This window comes from Paraburkholderia sp. SOS3 (assembly GCF_001922345.1).
GTDB lineage: Bacteria > Pseudomonadota > Gammaproteobacteria > Burkholderiales > Burkholderiaceae > Paraburkholderia.
The window spans coordinates 2,279,409-2,300,713 of record NZ_CP018812.1; the positions used below are offsets into that span (position 1 = coordinate 2,279,409).

Annotated in this window: 20 protein-coding genes and 1 pseudogene; 8 read left to right on the forward strand and 13 right to left on the reverse strand. The window is 63.4% G+C overall.

Annotated features, from left to right (window positions below):
* Positions 1-27 precede the first annotated feature (27 nt).
* From BTO02_RS30285 to BTO02_RS30295, 3 genes are all read left to right on the forward strand, one after another.
* Positions 28-822 carry an aspartyl/asparaginyl beta-hydroxylase domain-containing protein gene (locus BTO02_RS30285; RefSeq protein ID WP_075160705.1) on the forward strand — a complete coding sequence of 265 codons (795 nt, stop codon included), beginning with the start codon at positions 28-30 and terminating at the stop codon, positions 820-822.
* Between the two features lie 115 nt (positions 823-937).
* A complete protein-coding gene (locus BTO02_RS30290; RefSeq protein ID WP_198039348.1) occupies positions 938-2,017 on the forward strand; it encodes a DNA topoisomerase IB in 1,080 nt (359 codons plus the stop codon).
* Entirely contained in the window at positions 2,014-2,403 is a 390-nt protein-coding gene (locus tag BTO02_RS30295; RefSeq protein WP_083615453.1) for an NUDIX hydrolase, read from the forward strand. Before BTO02_RS30290 ends, BTO02_RS30295 begins: the two co-directional genes overlap by 4 nt.
* 37 nt (positions 2,404-2,440) lie before the next feature.
* Here the strand turns inward: BTO02_RS30295 and BTO02_RS30300 are convergent, their stop codons facing one another.
* The 6 genes from BTO02_RS30300 to BTO02_RS30325 form a co-directional block, all read right to left on the reverse strand.
* Positions 2,441-2,734 (reverse strand): DUF4148 domain-containing protein, encoded by a 294-nt coding sequence (locus BTO02_RS30300; protein WP_075160707.1) that lies wholly within the window; start codon positions 2,732-2,734, stop codon positions 2,441-2,443.
* A 231-nt stretch (positions 2,735-2,965) separates the two neighbouring features.
* Positions 2,966-4,405 carry an MFS transporter gene (locus tag BTO02_RS30305; RefSeq protein WP_075160708.1) on the reverse strand — a complete coding sequence of 480 codons (1,440 nt, stop codon included), beginning with the start codon at positions 4,403-4,405 and terminating at the stop codon, positions 2,966-2,968.
* A gap of 46 nt (positions 4,406-4,451) precedes the next feature.
* Positions 4,452-5,123, reverse strand: a complete 672-nt coding sequence (locus BTO02_RS30310; protein ID WP_075160709.1) for a CoxG family protein — start codon at positions 5,121-5,123, stop codon at positions 4,452-4,454.
* Between the two features lie 28 nt (positions 5,124-5,151).
* Positions 5,152-6,645: a UbiD family decarboxylase gene (locus tag BTO02_RS30315; RefSeq protein WP_232243585.1), complete on the reverse strand. Its 1,494-nt coding sequence runs from the start codon at positions 6,643-6,645 to the stop codon at positions 5,152-5,154.
* 105 nt (positions 6,646-6,750) lie between these two features.
* A complete protein-coding gene (locus tag BTO02_RS30320) occupies positions 6,751-7,188 on the reverse strand; it encodes a PaaI family thioesterase (RefSeq protein ID WP_083615454.1) in 438 nt (145 codons plus the stop codon).
* Between the two features lie 14 nt (positions 7,189-7,202).
* Positions 7,203-7,442, reverse strand: a complete 240-nt coding sequence (locus BTO02_RS30325; RefSeq protein WP_075160710.1) for a hypothetical protein — start codon at positions 7,440-7,442, stop codon at positions 7,203-7,205.
* Positions 7,443-7,696: 254 nt separating this feature from the next.
* Between BTO02_RS30325 and BTO02_RS30335 the strand changes: the two genes are divergently transcribed.
* Both BTO02_RS30335 and BTO02_RS30340 read left to right on the forward strand, forming a co-directional pair.
* On the forward strand, positions 7,697-8,692 hold the full coding sequence (locus BTO02_RS30335) for a LysR substrate-binding domain-containing protein (protein WP_232243586.1): 996 nt from the start codon (positions 7,697-7,699) through the stop codon (positions 8,690-8,692).
* Between the two features lie 4 nt (positions 8,693-8,696).
* Positions 8,697-10,343 carry a class I adenylate-forming enzyme family protein gene (locus tag BTO02_RS30340; protein WP_075160712.1) on the forward strand — a complete coding sequence of 549 codons (1,647 nt, stop codon included), beginning with the start codon at positions 8,697-8,699 and terminating at the stop codon, positions 10,341-10,343.
* 43 nt (positions 10,344-10,386) lie between these two features.
* Here BTO02_RS30340 and BTO02_RS30345 read toward each other — a convergent pair whose 3' ends face one another.
* The 6 genes from BTO02_RS30345 to BTO02_RS30370 are packed head-to-tail and all read right to left on the reverse strand — an operon-like array spanning position 10,387 to position 16,813.
* Positions 10,387-10,767: a RidA family protein gene (locus tag BTO02_RS30345; RefSeq protein WP_075160713.1), complete on the reverse strand. Its 381-nt coding sequence runs from the start codon at positions 10,765-10,767 to the stop codon at positions 10,387-10,389.
* A 3-nt stretch (positions 10,768-10,770) separates the two neighbouring features.
* Positions 10,771-12,153 (reverse strand): MFS transporter, encoded by a 1,383-nt coding sequence (locus BTO02_RS30350; protein WP_075161539.1) that lies wholly within the window; start codon positions 12,151-12,153, stop codon positions 10,771-10,773.
* A gap of 58 nt (positions 12,154-12,211) precedes the next feature.
* Positions 12,212-12,706, reverse strand: a complete 495-nt coding sequence (locus BTO02_RS30355) for a (2Fe-2S)-binding protein (protein WP_075160714.1) — start codon at positions 12,704-12,706, stop codon at positions 12,212-12,214.
* Between the two features lie 2 nt (positions 12,707-12,708).
* A complete protein-coding gene (locus BTO02_RS30360; RefSeq protein WP_075160715.1) occupies positions 12,709-15,027 on the reverse strand; it encodes a xanthine dehydrogenase family protein molybdopterin-binding subunit in 2,319 nt (772 codons plus the stop codon).
* On the reverse strand, positions 15,028-15,924 hold the full coding sequence (locus BTO02_RS30365) for an FAD binding domain-containing protein (protein WP_075160716.1): 897 nt from the start codon (positions 15,922-15,924) through the stop codon (positions 15,028-15,030).
* Between the two features lie 52 nt (positions 15,925-15,976).
* Positions 15,977-16,813 (reverse strand): alpha/beta fold hydrolase, encoded by an 837-nt coding sequence (locus BTO02_RS30370; RefSeq protein ID WP_075160717.1) that lies wholly within the window; start codon positions 16,811-16,813, stop codon positions 15,977-15,979.
* 341 nt (positions 16,814-17,154) lie between these two features.
* On the opposite strand from BTO02_RS30370, the pseudogene BTO02_RS30375 reads away from it, so the two are divergent.
* From BTO02_RS30375 to BTO02_RS30385, 3 genes and pseudogenes are all read left to right on the forward strand, one after another.
* A pseudogene (locus BTO02_RS30375) lies at positions 17,155-17,948 on the forward strand (ABC transporter permease).
* 114 nt (positions 17,949-18,062) lie between these two features.
* Positions 18,063-19,055: an ABC transporter substrate-binding protein gene (locus BTO02_RS30380; RefSeq protein ID WP_075160718.1), complete on the forward strand. Its 993-nt coding sequence runs from the start codon at positions 18,063-18,065 to the stop codon at positions 19,053-19,055.
* Between the two features lie 50 nt (positions 19,056-19,105).
* Positions 19,106-19,939, forward strand: a complete 834-nt coding sequence (locus BTO02_RS30385; protein WP_083615455.1) for an ABC transporter ATP-binding protein — start codon at positions 19,106-19,108, stop codon at positions 19,937-19,939.
* 137 nt (positions 19,940-20,076) lie between these two features.
* On the opposite strand, the gene BTO02_RS30390 is transcribed toward BTO02_RS30385, so the two are convergent.
* Positions 20,077-21,135, reverse strand: coding sequence for a porin (locus tag BTO02_RS30390; RefSeq protein WP_232243587.1), 1,059 nt, complete (start codon positions 21,133-21,135; stop codon positions 20,077-20,079).
* Between the last annotated feature and the right edge of the window lie 170 nt (positions 21,136-21,305).

Consider the following 21,305-nt stretch of genomic DNA (forward strand, 5'->3'; position numbering starts at 1 on the left):
GCCGCTTCGATTCCACGCGAGGTTGCGATGAGAAGCAAAGACCTGATGTGCTTCGCCGCGTTGTCGGCGCTTGTGTACGCACGGCCAGCAGCGTTTCCGGTTATCGCGGGCATCATCGCGGCAGGGGTGTGCGACTTCCAGCGCAGCCGGCAATTCGACGCGGTCAGCTGGCGGCGCTACTTCCTCGGCAACGGCACGCTAACGTGGGTGCTCTCGCCCTTCAACCTCCTGATCGATATGTTGTGCAGGCGCAATCTGCGCGTCTACGAGCTATCCGATCTGCCCGCTGCGCACCGCGAAGAGGTCAGCGCGATCATTGCCGCGTTTCGCGAGCACTTCGTACTCGTTCAATCGCTCGCGTGTCAGATGCCGGGCAAGAAACGCGGCATGTGCTTTTTGCGCTGGTACGGGCGGCGCCTGCCCGGGTCGCTGCGCATACCGGGTCTCGATCGCGACTTCGAATACGTGCAGACTATCGGCTGCTCGGTGTTCAACGAGCGCCAGCGCACTTCGGTGCACTACGGACCGCTGCGCCTGACGCTGCGCTGTCTCTACAATCTCGACCCGGACCAGCACGGCGAAGCGTTTATCGATGTCGCTGGCAAACGGCATTACTGGCGGCACAACCCGCTGTTTATCTTCGACGACACGCTCGTGCACCAGTCCGTCAACGATTCGGACCGCTTACGCTATTGCGTGTTTCTCGACGTGCTGCGGCCGAGCCCTTTGACGCCGGTGCTGCGCGTGCTCGTCAAGGGCATCGGGGGCGGCATTCTGTTTGCGCGTCGCGTGTTCTACGCGAACTGGGACATGCTGCACTAGCCCGTGCGGTGCCGGCTTCCGCGTGACTTCCTCTGATTCGGGCACGCCGATTGCGCGTCGGCTTGCGCCCTTCGTGGCAGTGACCAACCAGACGGGAAGAACGCCAGTGAAAACCATGACGCGCGACACGGCGCAGGCCATTGCCGCGGCCATGCCGCCTGACTTGCCTGCAGGTTTGCGATACGTGGACGACACGCGGCCAGGCTATACGCGCAAGAAGATCGCGCGGGGCTTCGCCTACTTCGACACGCGTGGCAAGCGTATCGAAGACGAAGCGGTGATCGCGCGGATCAATGCGCTCGTGATCCCGCCCGCTTACACGAATGTGTGGATTTGCCCCGACTCGCGTGGACATATCCAGGCGACGGGGCGCGATGCGCGCGGGCGCAAGCAGTACCGCTATCATCCGCAATGGCGCGAAACCCGCGACGCCGACAAGTTCAGCCGCATGGCCGCATTCGGCCGCGCCTTGCCGAGAATACGCGCGCGCGTGCAGCGGGATCTCGCGCGCAGCGGCATTCCGCGCGAGAAGGTCATTGCCGCCGTCGTGCATTTGCTCGACCACACGCTGGTTCGAATCGGCAACGCCGAATACGCGCGCGAAAATCAGTCATACGGACTGACGACGCTACGCAAGAAACATCTGAAAATCCAGTCTGGCGAAGTGCGCTTCCGTTTCGCGGGCAAAGGCGGTATCGAGCACGACGTGCCGATCGGCAATCCACGCGTCAAACGCATCGTGCGCAAATGCGCGGAGTTGCCGGGCCACGATCTGTTTCAATACATCGACGAGGACGGCACACGCCGCACGGTTGGTTCGGCCGACATCAACGACTATCTGCGCAGCGTGAGCGGCGCAGACTTCACCGCGAAGGACTATCGCACGTGGGCAGGCAGCGTGTTCGCGATGGCTACGTTGCGCCAGCTGGTTTGCGAAGACGCCGCAGATGCGAAGCGCCATATCGTGGCGACGGTGAAACAAGTCTCGACGCTGCTGCGCAATACGCCCGCCGTCTGCAGACGCTGCTATATTCACCCCGAAGTATTCGCCGCTTTCGACGCGGGAATGCTGACTGACTTGCCGCCACATACAGCGAGGCGCCATTTGAGAGTCGACGAAATTGCTTTTGCGGCGCTGCTCGCGCAGGTTGAAAAGCGCACGCGCGCGTCGCCGAAAAGGAGATTCCGGTCATGAAAAGCCGGGCAACTGTCGTTTGCGTCAGAGACTCCGCGATTCTGCTCGTGTCGAAACCGCAGTCGAGATGGGCGCTGCCAGGCGGCAGGATCAGAACGAACGAGCGGCCTGCCGATGCGGCGCGCCGCGAGGTTGCGGAAGAGACCGGCGTGATCGTGGACAGGGTGGTGTATCTCTTCCAGTTCCGCGGGCTCAGCACGGTGCATCACGTGTTCTGGGCCTCGCTGCCTGAAGGCGCGGCGCCTCGCCCCGGCGAGGAAATCACGCGTTGCGGATGGTTCGCGCGCGCAGACCTCATCACCCTGCCGACCAGCGTGCCGACACGCGAAATCGTGAGGCTCGTGCTCGAGCCTCACAGCGCGCTCGCCGGCATGTGCGCCGCTTGAACCGGCGGCTGACGGCCGCTTCTCGCGCCCGCTGATTTTATTGCGTGTCGTCGCCCTGATAGAACGTCCGTCCGGACCCGGTGAGTTTCGCCGCGGACGCGATGCTGCTATACGTGCCGTCGGATCTCATCGCGTCGAGGCGGCGCTGCGCCGCCTGAACGTTTTCCGGGTACGCGGTCGAATCCGACGTCGACGGGTTGTAGCCCGAAATTTGCAGGGCGACCACATCCTGCCGTACCTGCTCGCGCGTCAACGGCGCATTCGATTGCGCATAAGCGCCGAGCGGCAGCAGACAGATGGCGCACAGCGCCGAAGCTTTCGTTACTTTCATGGCGGTCTTCCGTCGGGGTGGTAGCGTAAACCCCGATTTTACCGCCTGGGCCCGACAAACGACTGCAGCGCGCGTGGAAACCGCACGCGCGCTCGATGACAGCCGTTTACATGGCGCGTCGGTTGCGCCCTATCCGGTGTCCGTCACTGCCTTCCGTTGCTTCGGATTCAGCTTTGCCGTCATTGCAACGCATCCTGGTTCGTCGAACGAAAGATGGCTACCGATCGAATCTCACGGCGCAATCTCTTCGAGGCTACGCTCGCGCGTCTCGGTCATTTTCAGCGCGCAGATCGCGCCGACCACCGCGACGAGCGCGAACATCGAAAAGACCGACCCGATACCGTGCTTGTGCAATAGCAGGCCCGCCAGCGACGGACCGACCGCCGACGCGAGCCGCAACCATGACGTCGCGAGGCCGGTGCTCGTCGCACGCATCCGCGTCGGATATACCTCGGGCGTGTACAGATACAACACGGCCGCAATCGAACCGACAATGCCGTAACTGATGGTGGCAAGCACCATCACGCTCCATACGTCGTGCGCGCCGAAAAACCTCAGGCATGCGAACAGCACGGCCGCGACGCAGAATGCGGACACCGTCCAGTTACGGCGGCCCACACGATCGATCACATACGCGCACACCAGCAGCAACGCGACCTGCGCGACATTCGTCATCGACGCCGCGCGCAACGCCGTTTGCAACGGCAAGTGATAGACCGAGCGATACAGCGTGGGCAGCCAGTTGTTCAGGCTGTTCGCAATGAAAAACGCGCTGGCCCACAGCACCCAGACGATCAACGTGCGGCTGCGATAAAACGGCGACAGCAGTTCGCGCCAGCCGGCGCGCGCATTCTTCGATGCGCTGCCGCGTGAAACGGAGCCCGCATGCGCCGGCTGCTTCGCCGCCATCGGCGCAATGCGCCGGCCGGTGCTCGCTTCCATTTCCTTCACGATCGCTTCGGCTTCGGCGAGCCGGCCTTTCGCAATGAGCCAGCGCGGCGATTCGGGCAAGCGCGACACGAGCACTGCGATCAGCAGTCCCGGCACGGCGCCGATCCAGAACATGATTTTCCAGCCGACCAGCGGCACGAGCCACGCGCCGATCTGCCCCGCACCCATCAGTCCGAGCGGGAAGATCAGTTCGTAAAGCAGAAAATACTTGCCGCGGCCGTGCGCATTGGACAGCTCGCTGATATAAGTCGCCGCGACCGGCATTTCCCCGCCGACGCCGATGCCCTGAATGAAGCGGCACGCGAGCAGCATCGGAAAGCTGCCGCTCAACGCGCAGCCGAGGCTCATCACCGACATGATCGCGATCGAGATCGTCGCGCTGCGAATGCGTCCGCGGCGCTCGGCAAACCAGCCGAATATCAGCGCGCCGACAAACTGCCCGACGTAGCTCGCGCCGATCAGAATGCCGATCTGCAGCGGCTCGATGTGCCACAAGCCGATCAGCACGGGAAGCACGAATGCGATCGACAACGCGTCGAAGGCGTCGAAGAATGTCGCGCTACCGACGATGATGCGTGCGCGCCGGTGCCATCGCGAGAACGGCACGCTTTCGATTCTGCGCACGAGCGCCGCGCTCGCGGCATCCATCGCCGTCTGCGCGACGTGTGCGCCGGTGTCGACCGACCTCACGGCGCGGTGCAGCGTGTCGCCCTCCTGCATTTTTTGTCTCCATGGTTGTGTCGGGCACCCGCGTGCGCCCTTGTTGTTATCGATGCATCGCGTACACCGCGATCAATGCGACGACGACGGCCGCGCCCAATGCCCAGGCCCATGCCTTGCCGCCCGATCCCGAACCGGTCTGCGGATGACCGATCGCGACCGCGGCAGCGCCGGCTCCCGCAGCGCCTCGCGGCATGCTTCGCTCCGACGCAGCGCCACTCGAACCCGATGCCGCGGACGAACCCGAAACCGAACCGACCGCACCCTGCTCTGCCGACCCGATCAGCGCCGCCGTGAAGCGCCCGAAAAATTCCTCGGCCATCTTGCGCGCCACGCCGTCGATCAGACGGCCGCCAACCTGCGCGAGCCGCCCGCCGACCTGCGCATGCGACCGGTACACGAGGCGCGTCGCGCCGCTGCTTTCCGACACGAGGTCGACATGCGCGCCGCCTTTGCCGAAGCCCGCCGCGCCACCCGACCCTTCGAATGTCAGCGAGTACGAGTGCGGCGGCTGCAGATCGGTCAACACCATCCTGCCCTTGAAGCGCGCCTTGATCGGCCCGACCGTCGCGGCCATCACCATCTGGAACTGGTTGTCTTCGACGCGCTCGAACGACTCGCATCCGGGTACCGCCGCCTTCAGGATCTCAGGGTCGTTCAATGCGGCCCATACGCGTTCGCGAGGCAGCGGCAAAATCTGTTCGCCCGTCAGTTCCATGTGTATTCCTCCTTAGCCGATCTGCTCGTCAACCGAGTATGTGTTGCCACTTCGCACGCGTCTTTTGCTGCAATTGCTTGCTCGCCTCTGCGACTTCCGGAAATTCCTTGAGGAAGTCGAAAGGACGGCATGCGTCGATAATCGCCTTCGAGTTGAACGGCGCCTTGTACGGATTCGCGATCGACATCGGATCGTTTTTCGAACCCATGCCGCGTTTGACGATGTCGATATCGATGTCCGGATCGGTGCGCGTCGCGACGGCCCACATTACTTCCTGCAGGTTCGCCGGGTCGATATCGTCGTCGACGACGATCGAATAGCGCGACATGTATGCGCCGACGCCGCACTGGCTCAATATGTGCGCGGCCTGACGCGCATGGCCCGCGTAGCGCTGGCGGATCGCCACGACGTTGAACATGCGCGCACCGCCGATTTCGTGCGCCCACACGCCCGCCACATCGGGCACGCCCGCGGCCTGCAGCGCATCGACGAGCAGCGCCGAGCGCATCACCGCTTTCGAATACGAATAATCGTTGGGCGGCTTCGCGGGCGGGCTGCCCATGATGATCGGGTTGCTGCGATGGTAGATGCGCTCGATCGTCACGACCGGCGCCGTTTCGGCCTTGCCCGGGTAGTAGCCGTGAAACTCGCCGAACGGTCCTTCGATTTTCACGTCGCCCGGATGCGCATAGCCTTCGATCACGATCTCCGAGGCGGCCGGAAACGGCAGCCCCGTCAGTTGACCTTCGACCACCGCTACCGGCTTCTTCAGAATCGCGCCGATATAGTTGTACTCGCACATGCCGAACGGCACTTCGATGCCCGAAATCAGGTAGCCGAGCGGATCGCATCCGATGACGATCGCCACCGGAAACGGCTTGCCGGCCTGCATATGCTTGTCGTACTGAATCGCGCCGTGCTTGCCCGGAATCATGTCGAGGCCGACGTGATTGCGGTCGTGAATCATCACGCGGTACGTGCCGACGTTGATCCACTCCGAGTCGAGATCTTTCGTCACGACCATGCAGCCGGTGCCGATGTAGCGGCCGCCGTCTTTCTCATGCCATAGCGGCGCGGGAAACGAAAACAGATCGACGTCGTCACCCGCCTGAACGTGTTCGAACACGGGACCGTTGCTTACCGTCACGGGCTCGTATTCGGGCGCGTGCGCCTGCCATTGCTTAGGCTTGCCGCGCAGTGTTTCCACGAGTCCGCGATGCGTGTCTTCGCGGCCGACGCGCAGGATCGACGACAGGCGCGCGGGGCTGGCGGTGCTGCACGTCAGCACGCGATGCCCTTGCGGATAGCCGGGAATATCGTCGAACAGCAGCGCGGCCGGCCGCGCCTTCTTCACATTCAGTTCGCTGATCGCACCGAGCTCGAGATTCCAGTCCGCGCCCGCCACCTCGGTCAGTTCGCCGAGCGCGCGCGCTTCTTCGAGCCATGCGCGCAGATCGAGCGCATCGGTAGTGGCGCTTTGGGGGATGCCTGCTGTCGTGTCCGCTGTCATGCCTTGTTTCACGTCCTGTGTCTCCTGTTTGCCGTCCCCCACATTGAAGCAACGCGCAAGCACTCGCAAGCGACCATCGTTCATATCGGGGATGAGAAGGATTCATGCAACGCGCGATCAGTCGAGTTCGCCGCGTGGCGCATGCAATGGCTCGCGCCGTCCATAGCCGCCCGCGTATTTGAACGTGCCCTGGGCGGTTGCAATCAGCGTCTTCGCATCGATCCACGCTTCGCCGCGCGCAAAATAGATCGATCGCCCTTTGCGTTCGAGAAAGCCTTTTCCAATTAGCGTGTCTCCGACACCCTTGTCAAGGAAGTTGAGCGTCAGCGATAACGTGACGCCGTGTATCGGCCGTTGCGGATCGGCGCTGAAAAGGCCCGCATAGCCGCATGCCGCATCGAGCAGCGTCGCGACGACGCCGCCTTGCAGCACGCGCTGGCGGTTCAGCATGCCCGGCTGCAAACGAAGATGGAATTCCGCGTAGCCTTCACGCCATTCGATGCGTGTCATGCCCAGGCTGGCGAGGAACGGATTTTCGAGCGCGTCGATCTCCACAACCGTTCCTCCGCTCAACCAGCAGACCGGCCGGTGGACCCGAGGTTGAGCGGTTCAGGCCGCCGGGCGGCCGCCGGCAGCGCCGAGCCGTCAGGTTGCGCCACGTACCGCGCAGCGCGTCGCCGCGTGAACTGCGCACCGAGCTGCGCACCGAGCTGCACAACAAGCTGCGCACCGAACTGTGCACCGAAATGCGCGATCGCCTGACCCTGCCCGCGCGCGAGGCGCCGGGCCTTTTCCTTGCCGGTCGTCATTGATTGTTCCGGGTTTGTAATGATTGATTCGCGCGCGCCAATCGACGACGCTTTGCTCGACCGGCCAAGAGTGCATGAGTGCTTTCACCGCGCGCAAACTAACTTTTTTCATGCCTGTATGAAAAAGTTTCATTTCCTCGCGGCTGCCAACGGGCCGATCATCGCAGCATCCGATGCTGTCCTGTTCGCGTTCCCACCCTTGTGAAACCCGCTAGAATCCGCATCAGAGATCCTGCACTGCGCTGACTCATTGAATGAGACCCTACATTCCCTCTCTGCAGAGCTTGCTTGCGTTCGAAGCCGCGTCGCGGCACCTGAGCTTTACGCGCGCGGCGCAGGAACTCGAACTCACCCAAACGGCGATCAGCCACCAGATCAAAACGCTTGAAGACCGGCTCGAAGTCAAGCTGTTCGTGCGGCGCCGCAACGTGCTCACGCTCACGCCCGCCGCGCGCGAGTATCTGAATTCCGTGCACGAGGCGATCAATCTGCTATCGATCGCCACTGCGCACGCGCGCAAGAAAAAGCCGAGCACGGTGCTCACGGTTACCTGCCTGCCGACCTACGCGGTCAAATGCCTGATTCCCGCGCTACCCGAATTTCAAGGCGCGCACCCGGACATTACCGTGCATGTCGCGACCAGTTCGACCTTCAACGAGTTCGAGCGCAACAGCTATGATGTCGCGATTCGCTATGGTTCGGGCCGCTGGGCGTCGACGCGTTCGGACCGGCTGCACGGCGAAGAATTCTTTCCCGTGTGTTCGCCCGCGGTACTCGCCGAAGCGGGCAAGTTCGGATCGATCGCCGACGGCCTGTCGCGCATGCGGCAGATTCGCACCTACTTCTACTCGATGTATCAGGACGACTGGCCCGCGTGGCTCGAGGCCGCCGTGCACGGCGGCGTCGAATTCGCGAGCGAATCGGTGTTTCACTTGCAGCTCACGTCGTTAGCGGCGGCGGTCGACGGCGTGGGCATCGCGATCGGCCGCACGCCGCTCGTCAACGGCGATCTCGCGAGCGGCAAGCTCGTCGCGCCGTTCGACGTGCGCGTGCCGTCGAGTTCCGCCTACTTCGTCACCTCGCCGATCGACAAGGCCCGCACGAAGAAAGTCGAGCTGTTCCGCGAATGGGCGCTCGCGCGGCTCGGAGAGAAGCGCGAGCACGACGGGCGCAACGAGCACGATGGGCACGCGGGGCGCTCCGCGACGCATGCGTCGGCTGCCGTCGTCGCGGCCGACTCCCCTTGCTGAGTTCATGTCGAGCGACAGTCCACCGGTAGCCGACCCGCCCTGGCGCACCGTCGCGGCCCTGATCGACGAGCACAGGCGCGCAACGCCGGGGAAGCATGCGATCGTCGATGTCGAGCGGCGCGTCAGCGTAACGTTCGAGCAGCTTGCATGCCGCGTCGACGGTATTGCGCGGCAACTCGCACGGCACGGTGTCCGCAAGGGTACGCGCGTCGTGCTCGCGAACTGCGAGGCGTCCGACAAGCTCATGCTGTGGCTCGGCACCTGGCGGCTCGGCGCGGTCGTGTGTCCGCTCGACGTTCCGTTTGTCGGCAACGAGACCGCGCGCAAGCTGCTGGAAACGCTCGCGCCGGGTCTCGTGGTGTGTCCCGACCATGACGGCGGCCCGCTTTCCGCTATGACGGCGGCGCCGATCGTACGCTTCGCCGCAGGTGGATTCGGCACGGCGCAAAGCCGCACCGGCGCGCAACGCGCCAGCCCGGGCATGATGACGCTCGCGCCCGCCGCCACCCAAAGCGATCAAGCCGCCGAAGATGCCGCGCCGCTGCCCGACGCCGAAAGCGTCTGCGCGATCGACGATATTGCCTCCTTGTGCTGCACATCGGGCACGACCGGCATTCCGAAGATCGTCGTCTACGATCACGCGTGTTACTGGCTCAACGGCCTCGACAGCATCGACCTGCTCGACCTCACCCGCGACGACCGCACGCTCGAATATCGTTCCTTCGATTGGTACTCCGCACAGATCCTGAGCCTGATGCCGTTCCTCCAGCTGGGCTCGACACTTTGCATCGCGCGCAAATTTTCGCGCAGGCAGTTCGGCAGCTGGGTCCGCGAAAATCGCGTGACGGTCAGCGCCGGCGTGCCGACCGTGCTCAACCTGCTGCTCGAGGCGCCGCTCGATGCCGCGACCGATACGTTCGCGTCGTTGCGTGCGATGACGTGCAGCACGGCACCGCTTTCGCCGGTTCAGTGGACACGCTTCGAAAAGCAGTACGGCATCCGCATTCTCAATCTGTACGGTTCGTCGGAAGCGGGCTGGATGTGCGGCAGCCGTGCGCAGCGCCGCAAGATCGGCACGGTCGGTTATCCGGCCGCGCATATCCGCTTCGACATCGTCGACTCAGAGGGTGTTTCGTGCGCGCCCGACGCGGAAGGACAAGTCGTGGTCGACGGTGCGAAGCTGGCGCTCGGCGTGCTGCAGGCGGATGGGTCGATGCTCGCGATACGCGGTGCGCCGCTTTTCACGCGCGATATCGCGGCACGCGACGCCGAAGGCTTTGTCCGCATGTCGGGCCGCATGGACGACCTGATCATTCGCGGCGGCGTGAAGATCGTGCCGCAGGAAATCGAAGACGTGCTGCGCGCGCATCCCGAGGTGCAGGACGTCGCCGCACTCGGTGTGCCGGACCCGGTATATGGTCAGGAAACCGTATGTTTCGTCGTGACGCAAGCTGGCGCGTCTGTCGATCCGCAAGCATTGCGTTCACACTGCAGGGCGCACCTCGCACGCGAGAAGGTGCCGCAAGACGTGTTCGTGGTCGCGTCGTTGCCGCGCAGCTCGCGCGGCAAGATTCTGCGCGATGCGCTGCGCCAGCAGTGGTGGCGCAGCGTGAGTATGCCGCCGGATCTGTCGGAGCCGGAGTTCGAGTAAGCGAACCGACGGCGATTCGTCGCGGCGCGCCGCTACTTCATTTTTACGGCGCGAGCCGATAGGCAACCATCTGCAACTCGACGAGAAAACCGTGATGCAGCTCCGGCACCGGCACCACCGCGCGCGCGGGCTTATGCGTGCCGAAATGCTCCGCATAGAGCCGATTGAATTCCGGCCAGTTATTCACGTCGACGATATAGGCCGTGCATTGCACGACATCGGTCAGCTTGCAGCCTGCTTCCTCGAGCACGCGTTCGCAATGCTGCAGCGTCGCACGCACCTGACGCGCGAAGTTCTCTGGCCCGTCGACCGCCACGCCCGGCCCCGGCAGCATGCCGGAAACGAACGTGAAGCCACCGGCCTGCACGGCCTGCGAGTAATGACCGCCGGGCGCGGGTACCTTGTCGGAAAAAATAAAGTTCACGGTTCAGACCTCTTCGGGTAAGCGCTGCCCTCGCGTTTCCGGCAGCCATGGCGCCAGCACGAGACCAACGAGATAAATAAAACCGACCGTTACCGCGGCATGACCGTAACCCCCAAAACGGGCGATCAGCGTGCCGGCAATCAGCGGCCCCGTCCACGCGAGAAATCGCGGCACATTAAAGCACAACGCGATAGCCGTGCCGCGCACGCGCGTCGGGTACAACTCGGGCAGCCAGGTCGGCATCCACGTATATTGCCCGAGGCTGAAAAAGCCGGTCACGCAGCAAACGACGAGCATCAGCACAAGATCGTGCGTCCACATGAAAAGCACGGGCGTCAGCACGAACGCCATCGCGAAGAACAGACATGTAATGCGTTTGCGGCCGTAGGCATCGGCGAGAAATCCGAGACCGATATAACCGGCAATCGCACCGACGTTATAAGCCATGCCGGCGAAGCTCGCCCATGTCGCCGCAGGCATACCCGCGCGCGCGGCCTCCGAACCGACATACGGCGGCACCCATGTCGAAATGCCCCACCAGCCGAGTGTCGTCGAAAGCGACATCAGTATGGCAATGCACGTGCGGCGCCGCAGTTTCGGGTTTCCGAGCAGATCGACCAGCGTGAAGCGCGCGAGCGCCTGTTCGCGTTCGTCGAGCGTCGCGCCCGCGCGCTTGCGTGCGAGCGTCGCCTTGCGATGCGCGTCGACGCGTTCCCATTGTTCGGATTCGGGAATCCCGGCGCGCATCCACAGCGTGGCGAGACCCGGCAGCACGCCGATCACGTACATGTAGCGCCATGCATGTTCGCCCGCGCCGCTCATGAAAAGCCATACGAACGATGCGACGAAGAAGCCCGTGCCGAGTCCGCATTGCATCAGGCCCGCCCCTTTGCCGCGATGGCGGTCCGGCCAGATTTCGGCGGTCATCGCGGTGCCGGTCGCCCATTCGGAACCCATTGCAAGGCCGACAATGAAGCGCAACGCCGCAAACGACGCCCAGTTCCACGACAGCGCACTCAAGCCGGTGGTGAGCGAATACGCGAGGATTGCCAGCATCATCATCCGCTTGCGGCCGATATAGTCGGTCAGCACGCCGCCGATCAGGCCGCCGATGCCCCAGCCGAGCAGCGTCAAGGCAATCACGAGGCCCGCATAGAACGGAATCTGCCCGCGCAGCGACGGCTCGAGCAACTGACCGAGCGCACCGCCCACCGTCAGGATCAGCGCATAGGTTTCATAGCCGTCGAAGAACCAGCCGAGGTTCGATGCGGCGAGCGCCCGCCACTGCTGCCCGTCGATCGACCGGTACCAGACCACATTCGCGGCCGCATCGTTTGACGCATGCAGCGGCGTGCCGCCGCCTGGCCGCTCGAGAGGTTGATGCATCGTCCTGTCTCCTTCGTTATTGTTTTGCGCCGTGCGCGGCACGTCGGACGCGAACCCGCTACACGGCGACCGCCTTCGACCTGCGCATCTGCGCCGCGAGCTGCACGGCTTCGATAATCTCGGGATAGGCCGCGCAACGGCAAAGATTGCCCGACAGGAAATGCCGGATTTCCGCTTCGCTCGGATCGGGGTTGCGATCGAGCAGTTGCTTGCTCATCAGAATGAAACCGGACGTGCAAAAGCCGCATTGAAATGCGCCGCATTCGATAAATGCCTGCTGCACGACATCGAGTTCGCCGTTCGCATCGAGCGCTTCGACGGTGCCGACTTCGCCGCCGTCGGCCATCGCGGCCAGATAGAGGCAGCCCGACACGCTCTCGCCATTGACGATCACCGTGCAGCATCCGCACAGCCCTTGCCCGCAACTTTCGCGCGCGCCATACAGCGTGAACTGCTGCCGCAGCACTTCCAGAATGGTTTGATGCGGTTCGATCTCGGCGCTGACCGGTTCGCCATTCAGCGTGAAATGGATCAGGACGGAGGTAGCGCTCATCGTTATTCCTCTGCTAGCGGTTCGTTGCGCGCCGCGCACAGCGCGCGATAGACACTCTCGGGCGTCAGCGGCAGCGATGTGAGGCGCACGCCGACTGCGTCTTCGATCGCCTCGGCAATCGCGGACGCGACGCCGAACGTCGAACTCTCGCCGACGCCCTTCGCGCCGAACGGCCCATTGTTTTGCACCGATTCGACCGTTTCCCGGCCGATTTTCGCGGGGATATCGTGTATCCCGGGAATCTTGTATTCGGCAAACGAAGCATTGCGCAGCTGGCCTGCTTCGTCGAACTCCATACGTTCGAACAGCGTGATGCCGAGCTGCATGATCGCGGCGCCCGAAATCTGCGTATCGACCACTTTCGGATTGATCGGCGTACCGCAATCGACGACGTTCTCGAAACGCAGCAACCTGAAATGCCCGGTTTCGGTATCGACCTCGACCTCGACGCCGCAGCCGCCGACCATCCAGTTCGGCGTGATGTTTTCGGACTGGCCCGTCTCGTGCGACGGCGACTCGTAGTTCGGAATAAAGCTGCCGATCCCGACGATATTGCCGGCCTGCATCTTGTACTTGCGACGCAGCAGTTCGCCCGCGCGCATCGCAGGCACGCTCGGCACGCCGAGTTCTTCGGCCAGCTCCGCGATCTTGCGATTTACGTCCTCGGCGGCGAGGCGCACCGCATGGCCCATATGGAACGTCGAACGCGAGCCGAGCGTCGCCATGTCGTAGGGCGTCACGTCCGTGTCGGGGCGCATCACCTTGATGCGTTCGGCCGGAATGCCAAGCACCTCGCCCGCCATCAGCGCGATGGCCGTCTCCGATGCCTGCCCCATATCGACCGTGCTCGAATAGACGGTGCAGCTGCCGTCGCCTGCGAGGCTGATCATCGCCATCGACGTGGTCGGTGCGACGAGCGCCTTGAAACCGACGCCGATGCCGCGGCCGCGCCGCAACGTGCCGGTGCCGCGCTCGAACGGCGCATTCCAGTTCATCCGGTCGGCGACGCGCTCGAGCACGAGCTCGACGGCCGCATCGTGCATCGTCGTACCGGTCGGATGCATGCGTCCTTCGCGCAGAAGATTGCGGCGCCGGAATTCGACAGGGTCGATCTGCAACGCGCGCGCGATCATATCGGCGTGGCTCTCGTAGGCCCACACCATCTGCGGGATGCCGAAGCCGCGAAACGCGCCCGCCGGCGGCAGGTTCGTGTAGACCTGGTACGAATCGATCGAGACGTTCTCGATCTCGTACGGGCCGGTTGCGGTGAAGCCCGACTTTTGCGTCACACGCGGGCCGATATCGGCATAGGCACCGCCGTTCCACCATACTTCGCACTTGCGCCCGGTAATGCGTCCGTCGGCGGACACGGCCGTTTTCATGCGGAATGTCGTCGCGTGCTTGGTGATCGTGAAGAACTGCTCTTCCATCGTCAGCGACACTTTCACGGGCCGCTTCGCGAGCAGCGCGAGCGCCACGACAAGCGCTTCGACCTTGATATACAGCTTCGCGCCGAAGCCGCCGCCGAGCAGCGCCGATTTCACGCGCACGCGGTTTTCGTCCCAGCCGAGCAGACGCGCGATTTCGATGCGCACGAACGACGGGCTTTGCGATGCCGTGTGCACGGTCAGTGTGCCCATGCCCGCATCGGGTTCGGCCACCGAAACCATCGGTTCGAGCGGCGTATGCATCACCTGCTGCGTCCTGAACGTGTCTTCGAACACATGCGCGGCGCTCGCGAAGGCCGCCTCGACGTCGCCGCGCCGCAACCTGTAATCGAGCGCGACGTTGGTGCCCTTGCGGCCGGCCAGGTGCTGGAGATCGGGAAAGGTGCCCGCGGGGCGCAGAAACTCGTGAACCAGCACGTCGTCCGATTGCGCGGCTTGCACTTCGTCGAACACGGCCGGCATGTCCTCGTAGTCGACCATGATCAGATGCGTGGCTTCCTCCGCGATATGCGGATCGGTCGCGAGCACGACGGCGACCGGTTCGCCGATATAGCGCACTTTCTCGAGCGCGAGGATCGGCTGGTCGTGAAACGCGGGTCCGTAATACGGCTCCGGAATCACCTTGACGATATCCTGGGCGGTATAAACGCCGAATACGCCCGGCAACTCACGCGCCGCGCTCGTATCGATGCCGGTTATCTTTCCATGCGCGACCGTGCTGCGCAGAATCTTGCCGTGCAGCATGCGCGGCAGCACGAGGTTGTGAATGTAATCGGCGCGTCCGGTAACCTTCGAACGCGCCTCGAGCCGGTTCAGTGAGCGGCCTATCTGCTTCTGCGCCGGCTGTTCGTCCAGCTTCGTTTCAATCTTCATTTAGGCGTGGCCCTCGAATGCGGTACCGCGCGAGTTCGCGGCGGCAAGCGCCGTGCGCACCGCGCGGCCCAGGTAGACCTTCAGCAACTGTTTCTTGTAGCTCGCCGTGCCGTGCGAATCGCCGACGATGTCGAGTTGCGCGGCACCCGCTTCGCCCGCTTCACGCAAAGTCTTTTCGTCGTTCGGCTCGGCGCCGCGCAAGAGCGTTTCGGCTTCGGTGAGGCGGGTCGGCCGGTCGGTGGCCGCGCCGACGATCACGCTCGCCTGTGCGATCGCGGCGCCCTGCATGTCGAGCACGACGGCCACGCCAAGCGCGGGCCAGTCGTGCGACGCTCGCGTCGTCACCTTCATATAGGCGGCGGGCCGGCCCGCTTGCGGCGGCACGATCACGCGCGAAATCAGTTCGTCGCGCGCCAGCACGGTTTCGTAGTAGCCGGTGCACAACTGCTCGACAGGCACCGTTCGCTCGCCGTTCGGACCTTTGATCGTCACGCGTGCGCCGAGCGCACTGAGCACGGGCGGCATGTCCATATGCGGGTCCGCATGCGCCAGGTTGCCGCCGATCGTCGCGACGTTGCGCACGCGCACATTGGACAGCGTGCGCAAGGTGCGCGCGAGCATCGGCCAGCCTTCCTTCACGAGCGGCGCATGTTCGAGCGTGGCGAGCCGCGCGAGGCCGCCAATCTGCAATTCGCCGTTGTTGCCGATGCCGATCTGCGCGTACTCGGGTTCGACGTCGCGCAGACTCACGAGACGCGTCGGCCGCAGCACGCCGGCTTTCATCATCAGCATCACCGCCGTGCCGCCGCCCATCGGTCGGATATCGGGGTCTTCCGGATCCAGCAGGGCGATCGCTTCGGTCAGCGAGCGGGGCTTTGCGAGCTCAAACGGAATCATCGGGTGCGCTCCCTTTTGTTTGTCATGCCGGTATCACACTTGTATCCCGCGTTTATCGCGCGCAGCCGGCGCGATCGAGCAGCTTGTGCAGTTCGTTCGCGACGATGTCCGGCGTTTCGAGCGGCGTCAGATGGCGCGCCTTCGGGATCTCGACGAATGTCGATCCGGCGACGCCCGCGTGCAGCGCGCGCGCCATCGCAGGCGTCGCCGCATAATCTTCTTCGCCGACGATCACGCATGCAGGCACCTTCACGTCCTTCATCAGCGCGCGGCCGTCGAACGCGCCGAGCATGCGGCCCGTCGCGGCGAACTGCGCGACGCCGTTGCGCAGGAACGTATCGACGCAGCGCTGCACGACTTCGGGGTTGGCGGCACGAAACGCATCGCTGAACCAGCGCGTCGTCTGGAATTCGACGAGCGGCGCCATGCCGCCCGCTTCCGCTTTTTTCATGCGCTCGTCCCAGTCCTGCGGCGCAGTCTCGCCGTACCACGCGGTCGTATCGATGAGTCCGGCGGCGATCGCGTCGGGATAGGTCGCGGCGAACTCGAGCGCGACGCACCCGCCCATCGATGCGCCCGCGATCAGCACATTGCGAAAGCCGGTTCCGCTCACGACGTCGAATACGTCTTCGGCGAACTGCGTCACGGTGTACGGCCCCGGGGCCTTGTCGGACGAACCGTGGCCGCGCGCGTCGATCGCCAGCACGGATGCGCGCGGCAGCAGGCGCTCGACGACAGGCGTCCAGAAGTAGCGGTCCATCGCAAGCGAATGGACGAGCACGACGCGCACCGTGTTCTGCATTCCGCCGTAGAGGCTGTAGCCGATGCGCGTGCCGTCCCGTACGACGACGTGGGATGAAACGACATCGGGGCTGGTCGGTTGATTCATTGCATTGCTCCGCTGGCCGAAAGGTAAATTCAAGGCGGGCTCGACGCTGCGCGTCTGAATGGTCTGCGTTTCAGATCGACTGCGAGGTCTGCTGCGAGCCGGTAAGCGGATATTGCGGGGCCGCTGCTGGCGCGGCAAACGACGATCATTCATGCCCCATATGAAAACTATTCATTGCCTTGCGAAGAGGCGTTTTGCGTGATCCAGGCGGCCTGCGAGCCGGCGATGCAAACGGCCGCGGATGAATTTCTCTCATGTTCGGCATGAACAATTAGCGTTTGCCCACTGCCGGTCACGCGGTCAATCTCTGTGGCAACCACTCACCACAGAGGTTTAATGCCGTGAATGTCACGAGGAAAATCCTGAACTCGCAGTGGGTCCGTCCTCTGCTCCTGATCGTCGTCGTGCTCGTCGCGTGGGATCTCGTGATCCGCGTGTTCAAGATTCCGCCTTACCTCGTGCCGACGCCCGAGGCGATCGGCCAGCAGATCGCCGCGCAATGGCAGATGCTGCTGCAGGAATCGCTGCCGACGCTCTATGCGACGCTCGGCGGATTTGCCCTCTCGGTGCTGATCGGCGTGCCGATCGCGATGCTCGTCGCCGCGTCGCCGCTGATCGAAAGCTATCTCTATCCGCTCGTCGTGTTCTCGCAGAGCATTCCGAAAGTGGCGATCGCGCCGCTGTTTGTCGTCTGGTTCGGCTTCGGACTCTTTCCGCGCATGCTCGTCGCGTTTCTGCTCGGCTTCTTTCCCGTCGTCGTTTCGACCGTGCTCGGCTTCAAGTCCGTCGAGAAGGACCTGATCGATCTCGCGAAATCGATGGGCAGCTCGCCGGTCAAGACCTTCTTCAAGATCAGCCTGCCGCATGCGCTGCCGTCGATTTTTTCGAGCATGAAGGTGTCGATCACGCTGGCCGTGGTCGGTGCGGTGGTCGGCGAATTCGTCGGCGCGAATTCGGGGCTCGGTTTCGTGCTGCAGCGCGCGAACGGCAATTTCGATCAGCCGCTGATCTTTTCGGCGCTCGTCGTGCTGTCCGTGTAATAGGCGCGCTGCTGTTCGTCGCGATCGACATGCTCGAGCGCGTCGCGATTCCGTGGCACTCGTCGCATCGCGCGCGGCTGCTCGGCAAGACGTAACGCACCTGCGTGAAGTACTACGCGAGGTACTACGCGAAGTACGGCGCCGGCGGCATGGCGCGATGCCGCACGCGCGCGATCTGAATTTCTACATCATAAAAGGCAGGAGACGATATGAAGCTAAAACGGCTATTGCGTGCGGCAGCGGCGCTCGGTTTCGCCGCGTTCTGTTGCGCAAGCGGCAGCGCCTATGCGAAAGATTCGTTGAGCATGATGCTCAATTACACGGTCACGGGCGCGGTCGCACCGTTCTATCTCGGCAAGGTACGCGGCTATTACGACGCCGAAGGCATCGACCTGAAGCTCATCGAAGGCCACGGCTCGGGTCCGACCGTGCAGGCCGTCGCCACGCATAACGTCGATATCGGCTATGCCGATTTCAGCACGATGGTCAAGGTGGCCGCGATGGGCGCGCCCGTCAAGGCGATCGGCGTGCTGATGCAGGAAAACCCGACCTCGGTGGTCGGCCTCGCGGAAAAGAACATCAAGACGCCGCAGGACATCAAGGGCAAAACCGTAGCCGTCGCACCGGGCGATGCATCGTCGCAGATCTGGACGATGTTCATGAACAAGGTCGGCTTGAAGGACTCCGATTTCAAAACGATTACCGGCAATCCGCAAACGACGATCAATGCGGTTATCACCGGGCACGCCGATCTGCTCGTTGGCTTCGCGACGATCCCGCTGATCACCGTCGAAGAAGTCACCCGAAAGCCGGCTCGCGCGATTCGCTTCGCCGACTACGACGTCAATGTCGCGACGCTCAGCATCATCGCGCGCGACGACATGATCAAGGACAATCCCGATCTGCTCAGGCGCTTCATGCGCGCCACGGCGAAGTCGGTCGACGCAGCCGAAAAAGACCCGGCCGCGGCTGTCGACGCGCTGCTGAAAACGCTGCCGGCAGCGGGTTCGCGCGACACGATGATCCGCACGCTGCAGGCGACGATTCCGTTCTACCGGACGCCGGAAACGGAGAGCCAGCCGATTTTCCACGTCAGCGCGAAGAATATCGACGATTCGGTCGCGTCGATCGTTCAGTACAGCAAGCTCGATGCGTCCGCGAATGCGCCGGCGAAGTACTACACGGGTGCATTCGTGCCTTGAGCACCGCACGCTCTGGTCCCTCTCCTTCCTCCATTGAGACCCGTTCCGCCATGACCACCGTACTGAAGCTCGACGAAACCCATTATCGAACGCCCGCGGCGTCGCCGGCCCGGCCGCTGATCGAGTTGCGCAACGTAAGCAAAAGCTATAGCAGCCGGCAAGGCATGATGCAGGCGCTCAGGCCGCTCGACTTCGAGATCCGCGAGCGCGAGTTCGTGTCGATCGTCGGCCCGTCGGGCTGCGGCAAGAGCACCCTGCTCAAGATGGTCGCGGGACTCGAGCCGATCTCGTCGGGCTCGATGACGCTATCGGGCCAGACCATCAGCGGTCCGCAGAAGAACGTCGGCATCGTGTTCCAGAGCGCCGTGCTGCTTGCGTGGCGCAATGTGCTCGGCAATATCCTGCTGCAAGCCGAAATGCGTCATATGCCGAAGCGCGAAGCGCGCCAGAAGGCGCGCAAGCTCATCGAAATGGCCGGTCTGGTCGGCTTCGAGGAGAAGTACCCGTGGCAACTGTCGGGCGGCATGCAGCAGCGCGTCTCGATCTGCCGCGCGCTGCTTCACGAGCCGTCGGTGCTGCTGATGGACGAGCCTTTCGGGGCGCTCGATGCGATGACGCGCGAAAGCATGAATATGGAACTGCAGCGCATCTGGCTCGAATCGAAGAAAACCGTGCTGCTGATCACGCATAGCATTCCCGAGGCGGTGTTTCTGTCAGACCGCGTGCTCGTGATGTCCGAGCGCCCCGGCGGCATCGCCGCGATCTACGATATCGACCTGCCGCGGCCGCGGCCGCTCGAAGTGATGGCGACGCCTGCATTTCTGCACTACACGAAGACGATTCGCGCGCACTTCAACGCGCAAGGCTCGCTCGACGATCACTGATTGCGTTGGGAGGACGGCAGGCGCCCCAAAAAAGCGGCAGGAATCGCGAGATTCCTGCCGCTTTTTCGTTTGGCCTCGGCTGAAGCCGGAAGGCAGAAGGAGAGTAAGGCGAGCGCCGCTTGCGCCCGCCCAAAGCGCTAGAACCAGTGGTTGATACCGAACGAGATACCGGTCTGCTTTTCATGCCCCGATGCGTTGAGCGACGCGTTTTTCAAGTACACGCCGCTAAAGTGCGTATAGTCGATGTCCGCATAAAGCTCGGTGCGTTTGGACAGCAGATAAACGATGCCGAGAATTGCCACGTCCTTGCGCCCGTCGACGCCGGCCGTCCGGTTCGTGTCATCGTAATACGCAGCTGTCGCATTGAAGAACCGCGTGACCTGATAGCGCACGCCGCCCCACAAATACTGGTTGCGCGTCTTGCTCTTCGCCCCGGCCGGCACGTCCTGCATATCGAGCGAATAGCCGGCCATCATGTCGACGGGGCCGACCGACAGCGTGCCGCCCGCCGTGTACTGATCGTTGCTGAAGAACTGGTTCGATGTCGCCGTTAGCGGATTCGAGCGATGCGTGTAGCCGGCACCGAACTTCACCGTCTGCGTTCGGTAATTGAAGCCGCCGGCAAGCACCGAGCCGTGCGACACGCTGCCCGGCACGCCGCCGACCGCCACTTCGCCGCGCAGCACCCACGGTCCGAAAATGCCGTGATAGTTGATGTCGTTATCGTCGCGGCCCGTGTTCCCGCCCGATACGCCTGTCGCTTCCGTGATTCCCAGATAATGAAAGTCGAACGGCTCGAAATCCTTGATGACGAAGTGCTGCAGCGTGAACTGGCGGCCGATGTCGACCTGCCCGAACGGTCCGCCAAATCCAACCGTCGACGTGCGCTGGAACAGCTGGTTGTTCGAGTTGTTGTTCTGGCCTGTCGAAAGCACATAGCCTGCCTCGAGATTGAAACGCACGTAGTACCCGCCGCCCAGATCCTCCTTGCCGATAAAACCCCAGCGGTTCGAGTTATACGTGCCGTTCGAAGCCATCGAGAGCGCGGCGCCGCCCGCTTTCGTCCCGTTGACGAGATTGCGCAAGCCGCCATCGAGCGAACCGTACAGCGTCACGCTGCTTTGCGCATGCGCGGTGCCGCCCGCCGTACAACCGATCCCAACCACTGTCATTGCCGCCAGCGATCGCGTCAACATGACGACGCGCGTAGCGCCAACCGCTCCTCCTTTTTTATACATATCTCACCTGTTGATGTCGTTCTATTCGTGAGGCCGGACGTGTAAAGCCGATGCGCAGGCAAGGCCCGATGACGAACGGCGCCGCATGCGGCCGGCCGCTCGACGCGCCGCTGTCTCCAGTCGACGGC